Below are 22,492 nucleotides of genomic sequence, written 5' to 3' on the forward strand. Positions count from 1 at the left end.
CATTTTCACTAAACGGTGTGCATGAAACAACAACTACATTTTATACTGGCCCTGTCTGCTTTGGCTTTTGCGACTGCCCCGGCCCAAGCCCAAAATCCGGCGGCCAAACGTGGCGCAACCGGGGCGGCGCCCGTAGCGGCCCAGCGTCTGGTTTCCAATTCTGCCTTTCGGCTGGTGCAGACGGTGAAGCAGCAGTACCGCAGCAACGCCTGGCTTGATACGCTGCGCTTCACGTATTCCCGCTTCACGGCCCTGAATTCGCCTCAGCGCGAATTGCGCGAAAACGCGCCCACCCGCGGGGCGGCCCTGCGCGCGTTGCGGCAAGAAAATTACCAGTACAACGCGGCTGGCAAGATGACGTCGGACTCCACGTTCGCCTTCACCAACGGCGTGGTGAACACCACCGCCCTGTTGGCCCTGAACTACACCTACGACGCGCAGGGCCGGCTGCTGCAGGAATTGCAAAGCATTCGGTCGAACGGCGTGTGGCGCCCGTATGGCCGCAGCACCTACACCTACAACGCACTGGGGCAGAATACGCGCATTCTGGACGAGTCGTATTTCGGGTCGGCGTATTTTGCCGACGACCAGGAGCTATTTACCTACAACGCCGCCGGGCAAGTGGCGACGGACGAGTTTCAGCTGGCCGACCTTTCCGGCACGGTTTTCAGCCCGTTTCAGCGCAACGTGTACACCTACAACGCCTCGGGCCTGCGCCAAACCGATGTGCAGCAGCGCTACACCAACGGGGCCTACGTGGATGACTTCCGCGTGACGAATACCTACACTGCCACGCCCATTGGCACCCCAGCCGCTTACCAACTGGCCAGTTACCTGGTGGAGCGCGTCGGGAGCACGCCGGGCGTGTGGCAGCCCTACTCGCGCGGCACGGAAACCTACGACGCCGACGGCAACCTCACCGTCGACCTGTACCAGCCGTACGTGAGCGGCGCCTACGTCAACGATTTCCGCTACCTCTACACCTACCAGCGCGTGCTGGCCACAGCGGCCTCGCGCGCCCTGCAGGCCCACTTGGCCGTGGTGCCCAACCCTGCCGCAAGCGGGACGACGGCAGCAGCCCTTCACTACGTGCTGCCCACGGCCGCCCCGGTGGCTGTGACGGTGCTTGACGCCCTGGGCCGGGCCGTGCTCACGTTGCCCGCGCGTGCGCAGGCCGTTGGCGAACACACGCTGGCGTTGCCCGCCCTGCCGCGCGGCGCCGGGGTCTACGCGGTACGCCTCAGCACTGGCACCCAAAGCCAGACGGTGAAACTCGTGCTGGAATAAACCGGTGCTGCCCGCAAACACAAAAGCCGCTTCCACATCAGGAAGCGGCTTTTGTGTTTGCGGGGAAAGCCCAATGGCCAGCCAACCAACGGAAAACGTACACCTTTGCGCCCCGGTATGGCCCGCCGGCGAACGAAGCAGGTTCCGGCGCTTGTTTTGCTGGTGCTCTTTGCCGCCGCTTCGGTCCGTTGCCCCGTTTTTATCCATCTTCCAATTCCCACCATGTCGTTGCTCTTCACCGATTTTGCCTCCTGGCAAGCCCATTGTGCCCGCACTGGCCAGCCGCTTTACCAACCCGTGCTCGACTACGAAATCGAACAAAAGGGCCGCAGCGAAGACGAAATCTGGGCCGGCCTGCAGCGCGCCTACGACGTGATGCGCGACGCCGTGCACGAGGGCCTGACCGGCGACATGACCTCGCGCTCGGGCATGATTAACAACGGCGCCAAGAAAATTGCCGCCTCGCCCGTCACGGTCCTCTCGCCCGAATTCAAACAGCTCATCACCCGTGCCTTGGGCGCCAAGGAGGTGAACTCGTGCATGGGGCGCGTGGTGGCCGCGCCCACCGCCGGCGCCTCGGGCATCTTGCCGGGCGTGCTGGTTACGCTGCAGGACCTGCACAAGCTCTCCGACCGCCAGATACTGGAGGGCCTACTGGTGGCCGCCGGCATTGCCCTCATCATCGAGCAGAACGCCTCGCTGGCCGGGGCCGTGGGCGGCTGCCAGGCCGAAACCGGCTCGGCCGCGGCCATGGGCAGCGGCGCCATCGTGTACTGCCTGGGCGGGCCCGTGGAGCAGGTGTTTGCCGCCGTGGCCGTCACCATTCAGTGCATGCTGGGGCTGGTGTGCGACCCCGTGGCCGGCCTGGTGGAAGTGCCCTGCGTGGTGCGCAACGCCTCGGCCGCCGCCATTGCCTTTTCCTCGGCCCAGATTGCCATTGCCGGCATCGACCCGGTTATTCCCGTCGACCAGTGCGTGGCCGCCCTTGGCGAAGTGGGCCAGGCCATGGAAACCCGCTACAAGGAAACCGCCCTTGGCGGCTTGGCCGCCACCACCCGCGGCAAGGAAATCGAGAAGATGGTGCTGGTGCAAGACGTCAACATCCTGCCCGACGACCCCGACCAATAAGCGTCGCTCACCGCGACGGCGCTTCACCATTGCCCACAAAAAAGCCCCGCTGGCAAGCTGCCAGCGGGGCTTTTCAATGCGCCTAATCCGAAGATTATTCCTTCACCAGGCGGCGGGTTTCCACGCCGTCGGTGTTGCTGAGGCGGAGCAGGTACACGCCGGAAGCCATGCCCTTCAGGTTGAGGGGATGGGTGGCGGTGCCGGCGTTGGCGGGCAGCACTTCGGTCAGAATCACGCGGCCCAGCGGGTCAAGCACCGTCAGCTGGGTAGCCGAGCGGAAGCCCGTCAGCTCCAGCGTCACCTCGCCGTTGGGCGTGGGGTTGGGGTAGAGCTTCAGGCTGGCGCCGGCGATGCTGTTCTTGGTGCCGGTAACCACCAGGGCGGCGGAGGGCAGCGAGACGCAGCCGTTGGCGTTGGTGGTGGTCACGGTGTAGGCGCCGAGCTGGGCCGGCAGGCCGGTGAGCACCAGGGTCTGGCCCGTGGCGCCGGCGACGGCCGTGGTGGTCGTGCCGACGGTCAGGTACCACTGGTTGCCCGTGGCCGCGCTCGAGGTGAGCGTGGTCGTCGTGCCGTTGTAAGTGGCCGTGATGGTCGGCGTGGCCGGCCGCGGGTTCACCGTGAACGTCGTGGTGGCCGTGGCCGCGGCGCAGGAAGCCGTGGCCGCCACCGTATTGGTCACGGTGTAGGTACCGGCCGTGGACGTGGCCAGGGTGATGGCACCCGTCGTGGCGTTAATCGTCAGGCCGGCCGTGGACGAGAACGTGCCAGCCGTGGCACCGGTGCCCAGCGTGGGCGTCACGGTGCTGGCCGAACCCACGCAACCCGTGGCCGTGGCGTAGCTAAACGTGGCCACCTGTGCCGGGCTGATGGCCAGCGTGAGCGTAGCCGTGCCCGGCGAGCAAGTGCCCACTGCGTTCGAGGTGAGCGTGATGGTCACGGTACCAGCCGCGATGTCGGCGGCCGAGGGCGTGTAGGTAGCGCCCAGCGTGGTGGCGTTGGGCGAGAACGTGCCCGTGCCGCTGCTGGTGTAGGTGCCCGTGGTAGCCGAGCCGCCCACCGTGCCAGCCAGCGTGTAAGCCGAAGCGCCGCAGGTAGTGGCCGTGGCGGCCGGGAAGCTGGCCGTAGCCGGAGCCGTTACGTTCACCTGAATGGGCGTGCGCGTGGCAGCCACGCACTCGCTGCTCACCACCCAGTCGTAGAACCAGTAGTAGTAAGCCGGGTCGAAAGAGTTACCCGTGATGCTCACGCCACCGCCGTTGTAGGGGTAGGTAGCGCCCGAGTCGTTGCGGTAAGCCGTCACGGTGCCGGTACCGAGGCCGAGGCGTTGGGCCGTGCCCACCACCAGGTTAAAGCCCAGCGGAATGTAGGTCTTCGTGCCCACCTGGGCCGCGGTTACGGCTACGGTGGCGGTCTGAAGCACGGTGCCCGTGCTGCTGCGGTATTCTACCACGAGGTTACCGGCGGCGCCGGGGTACATGTACACGCCGGTGAGGACGGTGGGTTGCGTCACGCTGAACACCATGTACTGCGCCGCGGAGCTTTGCGAACCCGTGCCAATGGCGTTGGTGAGCGCGCCCACCGAAGCCGTGCCGCCCGTGTAGGCTTCGGCATAATACGTAGTCGAAGCGGTGAGGGCCGGCGTGGTGTAGCTGCCCGCCGTGCTGGTGGTCAGGGCCGTGCCGCCCGTGGCGGTGCTGAAGAAGCGCACCGAGTTGCCGGTCGTGGCCGTGGCCGTCAGGGTGGCGGTAGCGCCCGAGCAGATGGTCAGCGGCGTGTTGGTGGTGGCAATCACCGGGTTGGTTACCGTGATGGTGGCCACGTTCGAGGTGGCGGCGGGTTGGGCCGCGCAGCGCACCTGGGCACGGTAGTAGGTCGTCTGGGTCAGCACCGGCGAGGTGAAGGTGGCCGCCGTAGCGCCGCTCACGTCGGTGAAGGTCGTGTTGTCGGTCGACTGCTGCCACTGAATGGTGCCGTTGGCGGCGCCGGTCAGGGTGAGGGCAGTAGTGCCGCTCACGCAGAGGTTGCTCGAAGCTGGCGACACCGTGCCCGCCACCGGGGCGGCCACCGTGCGCGTCACGGCCGCCAGCGCGTCGTTGGCAGTGTTCTGGTCGCCGGTCACCGTGGCGGTGATGGCGAACGAATAGCTGCCCACGGCCGACATGTTCAGGGCAGGAGCGAGGGTCACCGTTTGCGCCGCGCCGGCGGCCAGCGTGCCCGTCGAAAGGGTGCCCGTCAGGGTTTGAGGACCGCCGGGGGTGGTCACCACGGCCGTCACGGTGGCCGGGTTGGCGGCGAAGTCCAGCGCCGTAGTGCCTTGGTTGCTTACCTGCACGGTCACGGTTTCGGCCGTGCCGTAGCAGCCTTGGGTGGCGGTCGGCGTCACGAGCGCAACGGGTGCCAAGTCGATGGGCGACAGGCTGCGCACACTGATGTTGTCGATGTCGACGTAGTAGTCGCCGTTGCCGCGCAGGGCCACAAACTGCAGTTGCACGGACTGGCCCACGCCCACGCCCGTCAGGGGCACGGTGTAGGTGTAGAAGTTGTTGTTGGCGGTGCCGTTGCCGTTGTAGTTGCTTGCGTTGATGGCAAACACTTTCTGGTAAGTCAGGCCGCAGTCCGTCGAGAGCAGCACTTTCAGCGTGTCGCCGGCCGCCAGCGTGGTGCCGGTGGCGGGGTAGCCGCTGAAGTCCACGAAGCGGGCATCAAACGACAGCTGGTTGGTGGCCGTCGTGGTGTTGCCCAGCTTGGGCAGAATGGCAAACGAGCTGGGGTTGGTGCCGTACACGTCGGCCGACAGGGCATTGCTGCCGCTCGTGCCGTGGCTGGCCAGCACTTTGAAATCGTAGGTCGCGTTGCCGGTGTCAACGGTATAGCCCGCGGGCAGGTTGGTGCTGGCGTTGAAGTTCTCGGCGTAGGGCAGCGGCAGCGGCGCCACCGTAGTGCGGGTGGCCGTGAGGCTGTTGTTGGCCGGGTTGCCGTCGCCAGTGGTCGTCGTCGTGATGGCGAACGAATAAACGCCGGCCGCCGTCATGTTCAGCGTGCCCGGCAGGGTCACGTTCTGCGTGGCACCAGCCGCCAGCGTCCCGGTGTTCAGGGTCGTGGTAAAGGTCTGGGCAGTGCCGCTCGGCGGGGTCACCACCACCGTCACGGTCACGGGGTTCAGGGCCAGGTTGAGCACAGCCGTGGCGCTGTTCGTGATGGTCACCGTCACGGACTGGCCGGCACCGTAGCAGCCCGTAGCCGCCGGAGCCAGCAGGGCCGTGGCCGCGATGTCGATGGGCGCCGGGGTGAATTCGTCGGCGCCGATGTCGGGGGTGGTGGTGCTGCGGGTGTCGTTGTCGATATCAACCGTGATGCCGCTCACCGGCACGCCGGCGTTGTTCAGCGCCGCGGAGAACGTGTGCAGGTCGGTAGCCGAGCTGAACTGCGGGTCCACGTTCAGCGAGTGCGTGTCCTGGCCGGTAGCCGTGCGCAGGTCGGCCAGCGTGGTTTTGTCGGAGCTCAGGTAGCCCAACACACCCTGCGAACCGCTCACGAAGTAGTCGTTGTAGTCGATGCTCGTGTAAGCCGTGTTGGCAGCGGCGCTGTAGAAACCGTAGTTCTTGGTGGTAGTACTGGTGGGCAGCACCAAGCTGTTCACCAAAATGTTGTCCACCACGGTCATGGCCGTGGAAGTAGAGGCCACGTAGAGCGCGGCCGACACGTAAGCCGACGTGCTGGACGTGTTGTTGTAGTTGCCGGTCAGGTTCACCGAGTTGTAGGCCAACGTCACGCCGCCCGTAGTAGAGCTGGCACCGATGCGAATGCCCACGATGGCGTCGCTGCTGAAGCTGCTCCAGCCGGCGCCGTTGATGCCCGCCACGAAGTTGTTGCTCAAACGCACGTTGCTGGTGGCCGAGCCGGTGTTCAGGTCGATGCCGCGGCCGCCGTAGGTGCTCGTGTTTGAGGCCACGTTCAGCACGCGGTTGCGGTCCACCACCCCGTTGAGGAAGTTGGTGCCCAGGTTCAGGCCCACCGCGTCGTAGGAGCCGGCGTTCACCGTCACCCCGTTGATGGTGTTGCCCGTCACCGTAGCGCCCGAGACGCCCGTGCTGAAGGTCATGCCGATGGTCAGGGCCGAAGCCGTGGCCGCCACCACGTTCTGCACCGTGTTGCCGCTCACCACCGGCGACACCGCGTTGGCGATGAATACGCCGGCGTTGCCGATGTTGGCGGTGCCGGCCGTAGCCGGGCCCACCACGTTGTTGCTCACCACCAGGCCGTCGGTGCCGCCGGCCGAAGTGGCGGCCGAGCCACCCACGTAGATGCCCACGTAGGCCTGCGTGATGCGGTTGTTTTGAATCACGAGGTTGTCGTTGTCAGCCCCCGAAGCGCCAGCCGTGGCGCCCCCGGCGGCAATGCCGATGCCGCTGGTGGTCGACGAAGCCGTCAGGTTCAGGTTTTTCAGCGTCACGTTGGTGGCGCCCAGGGCCGTGCCTAGGCTGCGCACCTGCACCACGGCGCCGCCCGCACCGGCGTTGGCCAGCGTCAGGTCTTGCGTGGTACCCGTGCCGATGGCCCCGTCCAGGGTCACGTAGTTGGCGCCGTTCAGCACCACCAGTGCGGTGGTGTTGGTGCCCGATACCGTGCTGGCCACTAATGGCTTAATCGTCAGCGTATTGGTGGCGCTGGCGTCCGGGTTGGCGTTCAGGGTAATGGGGAAGGTCTCGGCCGTCGAGTAAGCCGCGTCGAGCAGGGCAAACGTCACGGCGCCGCCCAGCGTGTTGGCGTTGTAGGCGGCCACCGCGGCCGTCAGCGTGGCGTAGGTGCGGCTGGGGTCGGGCGAAGTGCCGGTGCCCACGTAGTAGGTGCCGGCCAGGGCGCCCTGCACCAGGAACTGGTTGGGTGCCGTGGGAGCCGTGGTGCCGGGAGGCGTAGCGCCCGAGCCGCCCAGCGGGCTGGTCGACGCGTTGCCGGGCACGTCCTGCGCGGCCACGTAGTACTGCACCACGTCGAAGCCGGCCACGCCGCCAATCAGGGCGTAGTCGAACGTGAAGGTGTAGCTGCTGCCGCTCACGCTGGTGGCGTTCACGAACACGTAGGCGCCCGTGGTGCCTTTGCGGTAGTACAGGCGCGGAGCGTTGGTGCCCGTGGCAATGCCGCTGGGGTCGCTGATGGTCACCACCAGCGTGCGGTTGGCCGTGCTAGGCGTGCTGCCCAGGGCGGTGTACGTAATGGTCGGGCCGCTCAGGTCCTGCGGCGTGAAGGTGCCTTCGTCGGCGCCCAAGTCGGGCGTGGTCGTGCTGCGGGTCTCGCCGTCGAAGTCGGTGGTGATGCCCGCGATGGGGGCACCGCCGCCTTCCACCTGCGTGGGCGTGGTGGTGCTGATGTGCAGAAAGTTAGCCGCCGTGCCCGTGGTGCTAGCAAACGGCACGTCTTCCGTCACCGAATTGCTTTCGCGCGAGGCCACCAGGGCTTTGTAGGCCACCAGGGTTTGCGAGGCATTGGTGGCCGTGGTGGTGCCTTCCACGTAAATCAGGTTCGTGGCCGAAGGCGTGCCCGCGTAGTACAGGTTGTTGTTGGCGGTGCTGGCCAGGTTGGCCGGGGCCGTGCCCGTCGTGCCGCTGATGCGGCGCAGCGCGGCGGTGTAGCCGCCCGTGCCCACGGCCGTGCTCTTGTTCACCACAATGTTGTTGCGGGCGTCAAGCACGGCGCTGGTTGAGTTCAGGTAGATGCCCGACGTGCCGAAAGTGGTGCCGGTGCTGGTGGCGTTCAGGTAGATGGTGTTGTAGTACAGGTTGTGGGTGGTGCCGCCGCCGATGAGCACGCCGGTCACGCCCACCAGGCTGGTGGAGGTGGCGGCGCGCAAGTCGCCAATCAGGTTGTTGGTCACCGAGGTGGTGGTGCCGCCCGTCAGCCAGATGCCCGTGCTCAGCACCGCCGCCGTGCCGCTGGCGGCGCTGCCGCCGGCCAGGTTGTAGATTTTGTTGCGGCTGATGGTCGGCGAGCCCGTCGAGGCCAGAATGCCGGCCACGTTCGAGGCCACCGCCACGGCACCCACGCCCGTGAGGTTGCTGATGGTGTTGCCCGAGATGTTGACAGCGCCCGACGAAGCCGTCGAGATGCCGAACGAGTAGCCGCCGGTGGTGGTGGTGCTCACCGAAATCGGGGCCGTGGGCCCGCCAACGGTGTTGCCCGTGGTGGTGCCGATGTTCACGTCGCCGCTGCTCACGTAGATGCCCGACAGGATGCCGTTGGCGGTGGCGGCGCCGCTGCTGCTCACCCAGGTGATGTTGCCGATGGCGTTGCCCTGCACGTTGGTGGCCGTGCCGGTGGTGGTGGCCAGGCCGATGCCGATGAAGCGGTAAGCCGCGGCGGCGTTGGCGCTGGTCAGCGTAACGGTGAGCGGCGTGCCGCCCAGGGCCGGAGCCGAGCCGCCGATGAAGTTGCCCGACACCGTATGGCCGTTGTTGGCGTTGATAAAGATGCCGTACATCGTGCCGGCCACGTTCACGCGGCTGGCCGTTTGGTAGAAGCTGTTGCCGCTGATGTTCCAGCCGGCGCCCGACTGGTTCAGGTAGATGCCGTAGGTGCTGCCCGTGCCGTAGTTGTTGAACAGGTTGTTGTTCAGGATGCTGTTGCGGGCGTTCAGGGCGTTGCCGCCGTAAATCAGCGTCACGGGCGTGGTAGCGCCGTCGCCGATGTTGCAGTACTGCACCGTGTTGTCGCTGTTGCCGGTGGTGGTCACCGTGCCGGTGAAGTTCACGTCGGGCGAGCCCGAGTCGCTGGTGCCCACGCCTTTAATCTGCACGTGCTGCACCGTGTTGAACGTGGCATCGCTGGTGAACTGCAGCGGAATGCCGCTCGTGCTGGTGCTGCTGATGGTCAGGTCAGTAGCTTGTGCGGCCCCGCTCACCGTGGTGCCCGAGCCGCCGGGGCGGCCGTCGATAATCAGGTACTTGCCGCCCACGATGTTGAACACGGCCGCAGCCGTGGTACCCGTGATGCTGAGGTTGTTGGCGCCCGCAGCCGGCCGCACCGTGATGGTGTTGGTGGCCGTGGTGCCGGTGTAGCTATACACCAGCGGAAAGGTTTCGGCGGTGCTCACGTATGCCGCTTGCAGTTCCAGTACCAGCGGGCCGCACAGGCCGTTGTTGGTGATGGCCGTGAAAGCGGCGGTCAGCGAAGCGTAGTCGCCGCCGGGGCCCACGGTCTTGGTGCCGCAAACGGGCACCGCGACCAGCGTGGTGGCGGTAGCAGTGGGCGCAAAGGACTGGATGCCCTCCGCATTAGCGGCCACTTTGTAGTAGTATGTGGTGTTGGCCGCGAGGCCCGACTGAGCCAGCGTCACCGTGCTGCCGGTGCCCGACGACGACGACGACGTGACCGAGCCCACCGACGTGAACGTGATGTTGTCAGTGGAGCGCAGTACCGAGAAGCTGTATTCGTTGGTCGAATTGTCGGTGATGCTGACGGTGAGGGTGGTTTGCGTCACAGCCGTCAAGGCCACGGTGGGCGCGGCCGGGGTGGCGGTGGGCGTGAACGTAAACACCGTGCGGGCGCCATCGGCCGTCGAGCTGAGCACCCCAACGGGGGCGTTGTCGGCCAGCGAGGTGGTGGTGGCCGTCGTCACGGTCGCGTCGTAGGTCGGCGTCGCGTTGTAGGTTTTCACCACGCCAATCTGCCCGGCGCTGGTGCCCGCCGAAATGAAGAGCGAGCGAGTTACGCTCGTGCTGTTGTTGTAAACCGAGCCGTAGCGGTATTCAATTTTGCCGGTGTTCTCTTCCAGCAAGACCTGCATCACGCTGCCTGTGCCCGTGGACCCAAATGGAATGCGCAAGCCGTTGAATTCAATCACCAAGGTCTGGTTGGCGCCCGGGAGCACCTTGTAGTGCACTTTGCCCGCGGCCAGCACGGCGTTGTCGCCGCCTATTGGCGCCAAGATGGCGGCGCCGGAAGCGGGCGAGGCCGTGGTGCCCGAAATAGCCGTCGCGCCCAGTCGCACCTGCCCGTTGGAGTTCGTGCTGAACTGCGTATAGGGCGTGCCCATGAAGACGAACGTGAAGCCAATGGGCTGCACCGTCGACGCGTCGCTGTCGCGATAAGTGCCGGTTGCCAGGGCGTCGGTGGTGCCCGCCGACATGTCCACCAGCGAGCCATTGCTGCTGGTGGTGAAGGCGTAATTGGCTGTGCTTTGGGCCCAGGCCGCCGAACTGCTGAACAAGGCCAGCAGCGCCACGACCAGCCACCGGCTCAGCCGGTTAGCAAGTAAGGGTGTGTGCATAAAGGTTTGAAAATAGGTGGAGGAAAAGGGGGGGGGAAAAGGAAAAAAACGAAATGAAAAAATGTGAATATGCGTCTTTCTGAGAAGAAATGCGGCGTAAATTAGTCATTATTTCAAGGTATTTATGCGTCGAAATAAAGGTTTGTCCGATTCCCCTAAAAAAAGCCTCCGATTCTGAGTCGGAGGCTTTTCAAAAGAGCGCACTCAACGTGCAGAACCGTGCTAGCGCTTGATGACTTTTAGGCGCAGCGGTTGCCCGGCCAGCGTTGTCTGGAGCAGGTACAGGCCCACCGGCACGGCGCTCAGGTCGCGCAGGGGGAGTTGGCTGGTGCCAGCCGGCACGTCCAGTCGCTGCGTCAGCGCCCGGCGCCCGGTGGCATCGGTGAGGGTGAACAACACCCCAGCCTCGGCCTGAAGCGAGTGCACGGTCAGGAAAAGTTCGTTGTTGAAGGGCTGAGGCGCGGCTTGCAGCGCGTCCAGGGAAGCAACCGAGCCAAAATCGAGCGTCCGCACCGGCGAGAAGCTGGCGGCGCCGTCGAAGTCGAGCTGGCGCAGGCGGTAGTAGCGCCGGCCGGCTTTGCCGGCTTCGCGGTCGAGGTAATCGTAGCGGCGGGGGGCCGTGCTGCTGCCCGCCCCGGCCACGAAAGCCAGCGGACGAAACGTGTGGCCGTTGGTGCTCACTTGCACCTCAAAGCCGCGGTTGTTTTTTTCGCTGGCCGTGGCCCAAGCCAGGGTCGCGTCATCGCCTTGGCGGCGGGCTTCGAAGGCGCTAAGTTCCACGGGCAGGGGCGGCCCCAAGCGGAAAGCGCCCTCGTCGGCGCCCAAGTCGGGCTTGGTGGCGTTGCGGGCGTCGCCGTCGAAGTCATCGGTGAAGCCGGCAATGGGCTGGCCGCCGCTTTCAATCTGGGTGCCGTAGTTGAGCTTGATGTGCAAGAAGTTGGCCGTCGTGCCATCGGTGCTGACAAAGGGCGGGTTCTCGGTGAAAGAGTCGGCCTCTTTGGGGGCCAGCAGCAGCTTGTAGGCCGGCAGGTCCTGGGCCGTCACGGTGCCGTCGGTGAACAGCACGCTGGTGGGCGACGGCGTGCCGGCCCAGTACAGGTTGTTGTTGGTGGTGCTGGCAAAGTTGCTGTTGGTGGCGTTCACGTCGTCGCGGCGCAGGGCGGCGGTCACGAAGGTGCCGTTCGGAGTCGAGAGGTTGGCCACCACGTTGTTGCGCAGGTTCACGAGCGGCGCGGTGGCGCCCAGCACGATGCCCGACGTGCCGAAGTTGGGCCCGGTGCTGCTGGCATTCAGGTACACGGTGGTGAAGTACACGTTGGCGGCCGCGCCGCCCGTCAGATTCAGGCCGGTGACGGCGCTTCGGCCGGCGCCGGCCGGGGTGCGGAAGTCGCCGAGCAGGTTGTTGGCATACGTGACGGTGCCCCCAAAAAGCTGGTAGATGCCGGTGACCTTGCCGGCCGCGCCCGTCGCGCTCAGGTCGTAAAGTTTGTTGCGGGCAACGCTGCTGCTGCCGGAGGTGGTGTTCACGGCCGACAGGTAGATGCCCACCACGTTGCCACTCCCGCTGCCCCCGATGCTGAGGCCGCCCACCACGTTGCGCAGGATGCTTTGCGCCGTGCCCGCCGAGCCGCCGCCAATGTAGATGCCCCACACGTTGTGTTCCGCCGTCGTGCCGGTGCCCCCGATGCTCAGGCCCGTAATCACGTTGTCAGTCAGCGTTTCGGACGGTACCGCGCCGCTGGCCTCCTGGCTGTAGCCGGCCACCAGGGAGCCGGAGGAGCCGGTGCCGGTGGCGTTGGGAACGGCGTTGTTTATGATGGTATTGGAGCTGAACGTGAGGGTGCCGGTGTTCACCGCCGCGCCCACCAGCCGGCCGATGGCGCCGGTGGCTTGGTTGCCGCTCACGGTGTTGCTGCTCAGCGTAATGGGCGTAGCGCCGGCGGCCGCATTGGCCACGTAAATGCCATAAAATGCCCCGTTGCCGCTTTTGGTGTTGTTGGCGACCTGGTTCGACGAAATGGACGTGGACGCAGAGGCGGCGGTTGCCCCAACGCTTGCCCGACTGATGCCGATAACGTTGCCAAACGAAGCCGCGCTGTTGTTCGACACCTGGTTGCCGCTGATGACGACCGTCGTTGCCGTGTTGTTGGTGCGGTCCGCAATGTAGTTGACCGCACTCGCGTCGCCGCTGACGTTGTTCGCAACCTGGTTTGCCGAAATGGTGGTGGCCGCGGAGTTGACGCCACTGCGCAAAATGTGGTTCACCTCATCGGTGGTGACCGAGCTGTTGCCGGTAATGAAGTTGCCGGTGATGGTCACCGTTTGCGGGGTGGTGCCGTTGGAGCTGGCGTCCACAAGCCAGCTGACGGCGCCCGTAGCACCGGTCAGCACGGAGTTTTGCACGCGGTTGTTGGTGATGCTGACGTTGCCAACGGCGCCGCCCGCATTCTGCAAAATGCCGACGACGCTGCCCGTCGAGGCCGAAGTGATGGACACGGTATTGCCGGATATCAGCAACGTGCCCAGCATGCCCGCGGACGATGTGAAGCCCGTGGCAATGCCCCGGATGGGGGCCGAGCTGTTGCCGTTGGGAATGCTGATGACGTTGTTTTCAATGCGCAAGCCGCTCTGGTAATCGGCCTTGATGCCGAACACGGTTGCCGTGGTGGTGCCGCTGATGTCAGATAAGGCATTGCCCAGCGTCGAGCCCACTTTGTTGTTCAGGTCCGGAAAAGCCCCGGCCGTAGCCCGGCCCAGGAGCGAGATGCCCAAACAGGCATTGGTGATGGTGTTGCCATCAAATTCATTGCCCGAGTTGGCGCCCGCCACGTCGCTGGTCACTTGGGCCACGCCGCTGATGTTGGCGTTGGCACTGTAGATGCCGATGGTGCCGCTGTTGGTCTTGTTCAGCGTCACGGCGCAGTTGCGGATGACGTTGTTTTGGCAGCCGTCGGTGGCCGAGGGCCGAAACAAGGCGTAGCCGTACTCCATTTTTTGGGTGTTGGTGCCGGCCGTGCTATTGGCGTCGCTCACGTCGATGCCGTCGAAGGTGATGAAGTCGGCCCCGCTGAGCTTGATGATGGCATCCTGGGCGCCGCCGCCCGCGTTAGCGGCCGGCTTCACCACGGGGCGCACGTTGGCGCCGCTGGCCGTCGAGTTGTCGCGCTGAAACGTGACGCGGGCGGTGGCGCCCGCGCCGGCCACGGCGTTCAGCTGCACGTTGCTTTCGGGGTAGGTGAGGTTGTCGCGCACGTTGAACGTGGTGGCGCAGCTCACGCCGGCCGTGTTCAAGGAATTGAACGCCGTGGCAAACGAGGTGAAGTTGTCGGCGCTGGCCGCCAAGCTGTTGTTCAGCGTGTAGGTGCCGCAGAGCGGGCTGCCGGCAAAGCCGAACGTGGCCACGAAGTTGCTGCCGCCGTTGCTGTCGAACCGGTCGCCCAGGTTCGTGGAGGCCCGCCAGTACACTTCCACCACGTAGGTGCCGCGCGTGGTGAGGCCCGCCGTCAGGTTGATGTTGGCCCCGGTGAGGGTCCAGCGCTGGTCGCAGCCGTTGTTGTCGCACGAGCCCAGGTTAGCGCCAAACGGCAGGTTCACGGCGGTGTACGCCGGGCTGGCGCTGCCGCGGGTGGTGCTGCCCAGCAAATACACGCGGTAAAACAGCGTGGCGGCGGTCACGTTGCCGCCGTTGTTTTTAAAAGTGCGAACCTCCGCCCCATCGAGAACGAGCGACGCGTTGCCGGGGGAGTAGCCGCCCGCGCCCAGCGTGGCGCCTTCGTAGGGCGTGGTGTTGCCCGCGTTGAGGTTGCCGGCGCGGTCAAAGCCGTCGATGCGCACGGTGGTCTGGAAAATACCTGTTTGCTGCGCCCATGCGGTTTGGCTGCCGGTGGCCCCGGCCAGCACGGCCCAGGCCAGCACGGGCATTCGTTGCGCAATGCGCCGCACAACTGTCCGCGAGAGGGAGAGTAAAGAATGTAGCATGCCGTAAGGAGTGGGTGGGAAAAAAAGGAGTGGCCAAGCTGCCTGAAAGGAGCTTGTAATCTGGTTTTTGCAGCAGGCAAGGCTAGGCAAAGTCCAAAGGTCTTACATTGAGGCCTGTAATGCAACAGCGTGTGCAAACCTTTGCCCACGCTCGCGGGCTTGGCTCGTTGTGGCCGCAAAGCATTCTTGGCCGCAACGCACGGCCTGCCGGGCCGTGGCCAGCCCTTTTCGGTGGGTCGCGCTGCTCCGCGGCAGTTGCGTTTCCCTTGCCTGACAGCGCTACTTAGCCGGCCAAGGGCTGCAAAAAATGTTGGCGAAGCCGGCCGAGTGGGCTAAGCCTTCCCCTGCCGGGTGGGCGCCATGGTGAGGCGCGTCAGGAAATCCACGGCCGGGGCGTAGCGGCTGCGCAGTTCGCGGTAGTGTTTCCAGGCCGCGTCCCGGTCGTGGCAAAGCTGCAGGCCGTGGGTGGCCAGCTCTTCGCAGGCCTCGTTGAACACGGCGCGGCCGGGCGTTTCGCCGCCGTCATCGGGCAGCAGGGCGCTGGGCTCGGCCCCGGCTTTGGCGTCGAAAAAGCGGTACACGCGGTTCATGGCCAGGCAGCCGGCTTTGAACGTAAGCTCGGCCTGCCGGGGCCGTTGGCCGTCGACGGCGGCAAAGAGCAGGGCGGCGGCGTCCAGAATCAGCCCGCCGGCCATCACCCAGGAGCGGCCCGGTTGCGGCGAGCGAAAAAACGACAAAATGGGCAGCGAGGTGTGGCTTTCCTCAATCTCAACAAACCATTGCTCCCAGGCGACCCACTGCGCGTCGTCGTTTTGCACCGAGCCGTCGTGGTTGAGCCAGCCTAGCAGGCAGGCGGCGGTGGGCGGCGTGCCGGCCCGCAGCTCCAGCAGCGCCACCGTCACCTCGCGCCGGGAAAACGCTTGGTAGATGGTGGGCAGGTAGGAAAGCAGCAGCGTGAGCAGCAGCAGCCCCAGCGTGGCCTCCGAATAGGTGAGGATGCCGCCCCCGACGCTGCAGTCATCAATTGTGCCCAGGGTGAGTAAAGAGCTGCCGCTCAGCTGGTAGCAGTGCAGCCAAGTGCCCTCGCCCACGGCCCAATACAGGCCGGTGTAGCCCACGCTCACCAGGGCCTCCCACGCCACCGGCAGGGCCACCAGCGCCACCGGCGCATAGTGCGCCATGATGCGGTCGCGCCGCTCATAAGAGTTGGCAAACCGGGCGGCCAGGTCAAATAGCACCCGCACGCCCATGAACACCCACACGTTCAGCCGCACCACCTCGTTGCGGGGCAGCACAAACGAGCGGATGGCCGCCGATAAGGTGGTGATGACGAGCATCGCGCCGCCCAGGCCGGTGATGACGCGCAAAGCCAGGAACAGATACGGATGCATGCACAGCGAAAAAGCCTGATACGCACAACCGCGGCAAACCGCTGAACAACCAACGGTTTGGCTGGCGCTAGCGCGGGGCCTGGCGCGCCTTCATCAGCTCCCGGAACGACTGCGGCGCAATGGCCAGCGCCGCCCGGCGCTTGCTCCAGCCCACCTGGCCCAGCAGGCGGCCCAGGCTCCAGTCCTTTATTTTGGCCGGCAGCACATCCAGCGCCCAGCGGTGCTGCATGCTCCACTTCCAGAGGCCGATGGCCAGCTTCTCTTCAGTAGGCGCGTAGCCTTCTTCCACGCTCTGTTTGCGGTTGAGCAAGAGCAAGTTGTGCAGCGGGATGCGCACCGGGCACACCGTGGTGCAGGCGCCGCACAGGCTGCTGGCGTAGCTCAGGTGCTTGTGCTCGGGCAGGCCGCTCAGGTGCGGGCTGATGACCGAGCCGATGGGCCCGGAATACGTGGTTTCGTAGGTGTGGCCGCCGATGTTTTTGTACACGGGGCACACGTTGAGGCAGGCGCCGCAGCGAATGCAGCGCAGGGCGGCGCGCTTGTCGGGCTGGGCCAGCAGGTTGGTGCGGCCGTTGTCGAGCAGGATGACCACCATTTCCTCGGGTCCGTCCACCTCATCGGGCTGGCGCGGGCCAAAGTACACCGTGTTATACACCGTCACCTGCTGCCCGGTGCCGCTGGTGCTGAGCAAGGGCCAGAACAAGTCCAAATCCGTGAGCTGCGGAATGACCTTTTCGATGCCCACCACCGCAATGTGCAGCTTCGGAAAAGTGGCCGACAGGCGGGCATTGCCTTCGTTCTCGGTTACGGCAATGGCGCCCTCTTTGGCAATGAGGAAGTTGCCGCCGGTCACGCCCACTTCGGCGCTGGTGTACTTGTGGCGCAGCAGGTGCCGGGCCGTAAGCACCAGCTGCTGGGCGTCGTCGGTGTGGGCGATGCCCAGGTGCTTCACGAAAATGTCGGCGATGTCGGCCTTGCTCAGGTGCATGGCCGGCGTCACAATGTGGTAGGGCCGCTCGCCGTTGAGCTGCACGATGTACTCGCCGAGGTCCGTCTCTACCGACTCAATGCCCCGGCTGGCCAGGTACTTGTTCAGGTGGATTTCCTCGGTGGTCATGCTCTTGGCTTTCACCACCGTTTGGGTGTGGCGCGCCGCCGTCAGCTTGCCGATTTCGGCCAGGGCTTCGGCCGCGTCGCGCGCCCAAATCACGCGGCCGCCGCGGGCCGTGAAGGCGGCTTCGAACTGCAGCAGGTACTCGTCCAGCTTCTCCAGCACTGTCGCTTTGAGGTAGGCGCCGCGGTCGCGGGCCAGCTCGTGCTGGTCGTAAAGCTTGAGGCCGGCGCTCACGGCCGCGTCGTATTTGCCGATGTTGAAGCGGATTTTGCGGCGGTGCTCGCGGTCGAAGGCTTTGGCCTCGGCGTCGAGCTGGAACTGGTCGGCTTTGGCGTTGGTGGCGTTGGTCATGGCTTGTTGGAATCAACCACAATGCGCTGCTCGCGGTTCGCCAGCTCCCAGGCCGTGTAGAACACCAGCTGGGCGCGCTCGGCTAATTTATCGAATTCAATTTTGTCCACGTCGTCGGTGGCCTTGTGGTAGTCGGCGTGCTCGCCGGTGGTGTAAAAAATGACCGGGATGCCGCGCCGCGCAAAATTGTAGTGGTCGGAGCGGTAGTAGATGTGCTCCGGCTCGTTGGGCACGTTGAAGCGGTAGTCCAGCTCCAGGTGCGTGTAGTCGCGGTTGGCCGCTTCGTTGATGCGGTGCAGGTCCGACGACAGCTTGTCGGACCCCACCACGCACACAAAATGCCGTTTCGGGCCGTGCTTGCGGTCGGAGCGGCCCACCATGTCGATGTTCAAATCGGCAATGGTCTGGGCCAGCGGCAGCACCGGGTGCGCCGTGTAGTATTCGGAGCCAAAAAGTCCTTCTTCCTCGGCCGTCATCGCCACAAACAGAATGCTGCGCCGCGGCCCGTGGCCTTCGCGCTGGGCCTGGGCGAAGGCTTTGGCCAGCTGCAGCACCGCCACCGTGCCCGAGCCGTCGTCGTCGGCGCCGTTGTAAATGGTGTCGTGCTTCACCCCCAGGTGGTCGTAGTGGGCCGAAATCACCAGCACTTCTTCCTTTTTATCCGTGCCTTCCAGAAAGCCCAGCACGTTCTCGGTGGTGAGCTGCTGCTGGGCCTGCGGCAGATAAAACGTGGCCGTTGGCGGCTGGAAAGCGGCCCGCACCGGCCCGCCGGCCTGGCCCAGGGCCCGCACGTAGCCCAGCACCTCGGGCATGGTGGTGCCGGCCAGCCGCAGGCCCAGCTCCTGCGAGGTCAGGAACACGCCAATGCCCGGCGGAATGCTCTCGCTCACCGTGTCGATGATGGCCGGCCCCGGGTCGGGCAGCGAAAACGCGGGTTCGCGCAACGCCGAACCATATTGCTGGCCTTCCTTCCGAAACGCAGCCGAGGGCGCAAACGTGACCAGAAAAATGCTGCGCGCCCCGTGGGCCTTGGCCAGCGCCGCCTTGCGCAGGCCCGAGTCCCAGTAATCGGCCGCGCGGCCGCGCGGCTTCAGCAGCTTGCGGCCCCGGTCGTCCTGCGGCTCGCCCATCAGGGCCACCACGTCCTTGCCCTGCACGTCGAGGCCGGCGTAGTCGTTGTAAGTGCCCTGCTCCACTCCAAACCCCACAAACACCGGCTGCCCCACCGTGGGCGCCAGGAACGGCGAAGGCATGGGCCCGTAGCTGAAAAAATCGTTCAGCCACTCGTAGCGCTGGCCGCCCACCTGCACGTAGCCGCCCGGGGCCGGTGTGCCGCGCAGCAGCGGGAAGTGCTGCAGATACGGGCTGTCTCCGCCCTGCACGGGACCTTGCAAGCCCAGCGCGGCAAATTGCTTCACCAGAAACTCGGCGGCCATTTTCTGCCCGGGCTGCCCCGCCTCGCGCCCCTGAAAGGCGTCCGACGCCACCACCGTCAGGTTTTCGCGCAGCTCCTCGGGCCGGATGGTGGCGGCGTAGGTGCGGGCCCAGTCCGGGGCGGCGGGCGCGGCCGGCGGGGGAGGGGCTCCGCCTTTGGTTTTGATTTTAATCTTGGCGGGCGCCTGCTGCGCGGTGGCGGGCAAGCAGGAAATCAGGGCCACAAGGCCGCACAGTAGCAGTTGTTTCATACGGGGGAACACGCGCCCTAAAAGTAGCAGAACGTCCTGCTCCAACTGCGTACAGTCGAAGCAGGACGTTCTACAGTCAGTGGTTCAGAAACCGAATTACGGCTTGTTCGAGTCCACGACGATGCGGCCGTCGCGGTTGGCCAGTTCCCAGGCCAGGTGGAACACTAGCTTGGCGCGCTTCTCCATTTTCGGAAACTCAATTTTACTGATTTCGTCGGTTTCCTTGTGGTAGTCGGCGTGCACGCCGTTGAAAAAGAAGGCCACCGGGACCTTGTTCACGGCGAAGTTGTAGTGGTCGGAGCGGTAGTAGAAGCGGTTCGGGTCGGCGGGGTCGTCGAAGCGGTAGTCCAGGTCGAGCTGGGTGTACTTCTTGTTCTGCTCCTCCTGAATCACCTTCAGCTCCGAGGCCAGCTTGTCGGAGCCGATGACGTACACGTAGTCCGGCTTGCCTTCGTGCTCCACGTCGGTGCGGCCTATCATGTCCACGTTCAGGTCGGCCTCCGTCTGGGCCAGCGGGAAAATGGGGTGCTTCGAGTAGTATTCCGAGCCAAACAGCCCCTTTTCTTCGCCCGTTACGCTCAGGAACAGCAGGCTGCGGCGCGGGCCGTGGCCTTCGGCCTTGGCCTTGGCGAAGGCCTCGGCAATGGTCACGATGCCCGACGTGCCCGAGCCGTCGTCGTCGGCGCCGTTGAACACCTTGCCATCCTGAATGCCCAGGTGGTCGTGGTGCGCCGAAATCACGATGATGTCCTCCTTCTTGTCGGTGCCCTCAATGAAGCCGAGCACGTTTTCCGTTTCCACCGGCGTGCGCTTGCGCTCGGCCTTAATCTGCATCGGTACGAGCTTGAAGGCCGATTTTACCGGCTGCTTCGTGCTATTGATTTTGGCCAGGTAAGCTTGCACGGCGGCATCCTTGGCGCCGAGGGCGGCCAGGCCCACGGCCGGCGAAATGAAGAACGACGGCACGCGGCTCGACTTTTCCGTGCTGGGCATCACCGTCGACGGGCGGGAGATGTAGGGTGCCAGGCGAGCGACCTGCTTGGCAAAGTTGTCGTTGGGGTTGAAGCTCACGAAAAACGCCGTGCGGGCGCCTTTCTGGGCGGCCAGCTGGGCCTTGGCGCGGTAGTCGTTGCCCCATTTAGTGGGGGCGCCGTCGGCGCTCAGCAGGGCTTTGCCGCCGTCGCCGGTGGGCTCGCCCAGCAGAATGAGCACGTCCTTGCCCGCCACGTCCACGCCGGCGTAGTCGGAGTAGCCGGGCTGCTCGATGCCGTAGCCCACAAACACGGGCTTCACCGTGGTTTCGGTGGCAAAGGGCGAGTCGCCCATGCCGTAGAAATCGGTCAGCCACTTGTAGCTGGTTTTGCCCACTTTCAGGGTGGCGCCGTCGGCCCAGGTCACCTGCTCCACGTTGAAGTGCTGCTGGTAAGGGTCGTTGCTGGCGGCCACGGGGCCGGTCAGGCCGGCGTTTTTGAATTGCGTAGCCACGTAGGCCGCGGCCATGTGCTGGCCCTTGGTGCCGGTTTCGCGGCCTTCGTACTCGTCCGAGGCCAGCACCGAGAGGTGGGCGCGCAGGCGCTCGGCGTTCACCAAGTCGGCATATTTCACGCTCCATTCTTCCGCGGCGGGGGCCACGGGCTGCGTGGCCGGTGCGGCCGTGGGGGCGTTTTTGCCCGGCTTTGTCTTGATTTTTACCTTCTGCGCCTGCACAGAAGTGGCGCTGGCCAGGGCCAGCAGGGCAATCAGCAACTTTTTATTCGTCATCAGAAAGGAAAATGGTGGGAGTAGCGTTGAATGGATTGGGCAGAGGCGCGTCTCCACGCAGACGGGCCGGGCGGCTTAGCTGCGCGTGATGAGGACGGTGGCGTAGGCCGCCACGCCTTCCTGCCGACCCACAAAACCCAGTTTTTCGGTGGTGGTTGCTTTGATGGAGATATCATCCTCGGCAATGCCCATCACGGCCGCCAGCACGCGCTGCATCTCGGCGATGTGCGGGTTCACCTTGGGCCGCTCCAGGCAAATGGTGGAGTCGATGTTGCCCACCTCGTAGCCTTTCGAGCGCAGCAGGCGCATCACCTCGCTCAGCAGGCGCTTCGAGTCGATGCCTTTGTACTGCGGGTCGGTGTCGGGGAAGTGAAAGCCGATGTCGCGCAGGTTGGCAGCGCCCAGCAGCGCGTCGCAGATGACGTGGATGAGCACGTCGGCGTCGGAATGGCCCAGGGCGCCGTGGGTGTGCGGCACCTGAATGCCGCCGAGCCAGAAGGGCAGGCCCTCCTGCAGTTGGTGAACGTCGTAGCCGAAGCCGGTGCGAATTTTCATAAGGGTGGGGAAAGGTGGCGGGCCCAGCGGGGCCGGCGCAAAAGTACCGGCCGGCCGCTGCCCGAGCCACGCCGGCCCACGGCCCGGGTTAACAAAAAAATAATCGGATGATGCGATGCTATTAAGCTAAATTTATTAGCTTTGCATTGCTACTGTGTTTAGTCGAGTGCGTGAGGGTTCCACGAAAATTTTCGCTCATGGCCAAAATAAATCGTCCGCTCATCCGTCCATCACCGAGCGAAAAGCCTTGCTGGCCATGGCTGAGCCGCAAAAAAAACAGTCGGAAACTTTGGGCACAATAAAAGTTTCCGGTGTACCTTTGCGGCGTAGTTATGGAAATCAAAGACCGAATCCTCAATCACGCGCAGGCGCTTTTCATGCGTAACGGCATCAAAAGCGTGAGCATGGACGACATCGCCGCCGACATGGCCATGTCGAAAAAGACCCTGTACAAGTGGTTCGAAAACAAGGACCAGATTGTGATGGCGACCATGAACCGGCACCTGAACCAGGTGCAGGGCGAATGCACCGCCGTGGCCGGCCCCGCCGCCAACGCCATCGAGGAGATGCTGACCATCTCCCGGTGGGCCGACGAACAGTTCAGCAACGTGCACCCCAGCATTTTCAACGACCTGAAGAAGTACCACCCCACGGCCTGGGAGCTGTTTGGGCAGCACAAAAACACGTTTATCCTGGAGCAGATTACCCGGAACCTGCGCCGGGGCATGGCCGAAGGCCTGTTCCGCCCCGACCTCGACGTGGACGTGCTGGCCCGGCTCAACCTGGCCCAGATTGAGTTGGCCTTCGACCCCGCGCTGTACCCGCCGGCGCAATTCAGCCCGATGCGCGTCAACCGCGTGTTCGACGAGCATTTCCTGCTGGGCGTGGCCACCCTCAAGGGCCACAAACTCATCAACGCCTACCGGCAGGTGACCGAAAACGAATAGCCGCCGGCGCCCTTTCCCCGCATCCCCCGTTT

10 protein-coding genes are annotated in these 22,492 nt (G+C 65.0%); 3 read left to right on the forward strand and 7 right to left on the reverse strand.

What is annotated here, in order from left to right:
- Positions 1–21 precede the first annotated feature (21 nt).
- Together JAO73_RS02230 and sdaAA are read left to right on the forward strand one after the other, a co-directional pair.
- On the forward strand, positions 22–1,287 hold the full coding sequence (locus JAO73_RS02230; RefSeq protein WP_198975532.1) for a T9SS type A sorting domain-containing protein: 1,266 nt from the start codon (positions 22–24) through the stop codon (positions 1,285–1,287).
- Between the two features lie 222 nt (positions 1,288–1,509).
- Positions 1,510–2,415 (forward strand): L-serine ammonia-lyase, iron-sulfur-dependent, subunit alpha, encoded by a 906-nt coding sequence (gene sdaAA / locus JAO73_RS02235; protein ID WP_198975533.1) that lies wholly within the window; start codon positions 1,510–1,512, stop codon positions 2,413–2,415.
- Between the two features lie 94 nt (positions 2,416–2,509).
- Here sdaAA and JAO73_RS02240 read toward each other — a convergent pair whose 3' ends face one another.
- The 7 genes from JAO73_RS02240 to ispF all read right to left on the reverse strand — a co-directional run bounded on the left by JAO73_RS02240 (position 2,510) and on the right by ispF (position 21,513).
- Positions 2,510–10,678 (reverse strand): DUF8696 domain-containing protein, encoded by an 8,169-nt coding sequence (locus JAO73_RS02240; RefSeq protein ID WP_198975534.1) that lies wholly within the window; start codon positions 10,676–10,678, stop codon positions 2,510–2,512.
- Positions 10,679–10,900: 222 nt separating this feature from the next.
- Positions 10,901–14,656 carry a beta strand repeat-containing protein gene (locus JAO73_RS02245; protein ID WP_198975535.1) on the reverse strand — a complete coding sequence of 1,252 codons (3,756 nt, stop codon included), beginning with the start codon at positions 14,654–14,656 and terminating at the stop codon, positions 10,901–10,903.
- Between the two features lie 332 nt (positions 14,657–14,988).
- Positions 14,989–16,047 carry a hypothetical protein gene (locus JAO73_RS02250; protein ID WP_198975536.1) on the reverse strand — a complete coding sequence of 353 codons (1,059 nt, stop codon included), beginning with the start codon at positions 16,045–16,047 and terminating at the stop codon, positions 14,989–14,991.
- 67 nt (positions 16,048–16,114) lie between these two features.
- Positions 16,115–17,512 carry a LutB/LldF family L-lactate oxidation iron-sulfur protein gene (locus tag JAO73_RS02255; protein WP_198975537.1) on the reverse strand — a complete coding sequence of 466 codons (1,398 nt, stop codon included), beginning with the start codon at positions 17,510–17,512 and terminating at the stop codon, positions 16,115–16,117.
- Positions 17,509–19,197 carry a M28 family peptidase gene (locus tag JAO73_RS02260; protein ID WP_198975538.1) on the reverse strand — a complete coding sequence of 563 codons (1,689 nt, stop codon included), beginning with the start codon at positions 19,195–19,197 and terminating at the stop codon, positions 17,509–17,511. Before JAO73_RS02260 ends, JAO73_RS02255 begins: the two co-directional genes overlap by 4 nt.
- Positions 19,198–19,293: 96 nt before the next feature.
- A complete protein-coding gene (locus tag JAO73_RS02265; RefSeq protein ID WP_198975539.1) occupies positions 19,294–20,958 on the reverse strand; it encodes a M28 family peptidase in 1,665 nt (554 codons plus the stop codon).
- 75 nt (positions 20,959–21,033) lie between these two features.
- Complete coding sequence (ispF, locus tag JAO73_RS02270; protein WP_190926754.1) at positions 21,034–21,513, reverse strand: 2-C-methyl-D-erythritol 2,4-cyclodiphosphate synthase; 480 nt, start codon at positions 21,511–21,513, stop codon at positions 21,034–21,036.
- Positions 21,514–21,845: 332 nt separating this feature from the next.
- On the opposite strand from ispF, the gene JAO73_RS02275 reads away from it, so the two are divergent.
- A complete protein-coding gene (locus JAO73_RS02275; protein WP_190926756.1) occupies positions 21,846–22,460 on the forward strand; it encodes a TetR/AcrR family transcriptional regulator in 615 nt (204 codons plus the stop codon).
- Positions 22,461–22,492: the final 32 nt, after the last annotated feature.

The sequence above is a fragment of the Hymenobacter miniatus genome (assembly GCF_016427455.1).
Classification (GTDB): Bacteria; Bacteroidota; Bacteroidia; order Cytophagales; family Hymenobacteraceae; genus Hymenobacter; species Hymenobacter armeniacus.

Coding starts and splice junctions, on each gene's coding strand:
- JAO73_RS02230 (WP_198975532.1), top strand. CDS start 22: ATGAAACAACAACTACATTTTATACTGGCCCTGTCTGCTTTGGCTTTT.
- sdaAA (WP_198975533.1), top strand. CDS start 1,510: ATGTCGTTGCTCTTCACCGATTTTGCCTCCTGGCAAGCCCATTGTGCC.
- JAO73_RS02240 (WP_198975534.1), bottom strand. CDS start 10,678: ATGCACACACCCTTACTTGCTAACCGGCTGAGCCGGTGGCTGGTCGTG.
- JAO73_RS02245 (WP_198975535.1), bottom strand. CDS start 14,656: ATGCTACATTCTTTACTCTCCCTCTCGCGGACAGTTGTGCGGCGCATT.
- JAO73_RS02250 (WP_198975536.1), bottom strand. CDS start 16,047: ATGCATCCGTATCTGTTCCTGGCTTTGCGCGTCATCACCGGCCTGGGC.
- JAO73_RS02255 (WP_198975537.1), bottom strand. CDS start 17,512: ATGACCAACGCCACCAACGCCAAAGCCGACCAGTTCCAGCTCGACGCC.
- JAO73_RS02260 (WP_198975538.1), bottom strand. CDS start 19,197: ATGAAACAACTGCTACTGTGCGGCCTTGTGGCCCTGATTTCCTGCTTG.
- JAO73_RS02265 (WP_198975539.1), bottom strand. CDS start 20,958: ATGACGAATAAAAAGTTGCTGATTGCCCTGCTGGCCCTGGCCAGCGCC.
- ispF (WP_190926754.1), bottom strand. CDS start 21,513: ATGAAAATTCGCACCGGCTTCGGCTACGACGTTCACCAACTGCAGGAG.
- JAO73_RS02275 (WP_190926756.1), top strand. CDS start 21,846: ATGGAAATCAAAGACCGAATCCTCAATCACGCGCAGGCGCTTTTCATG.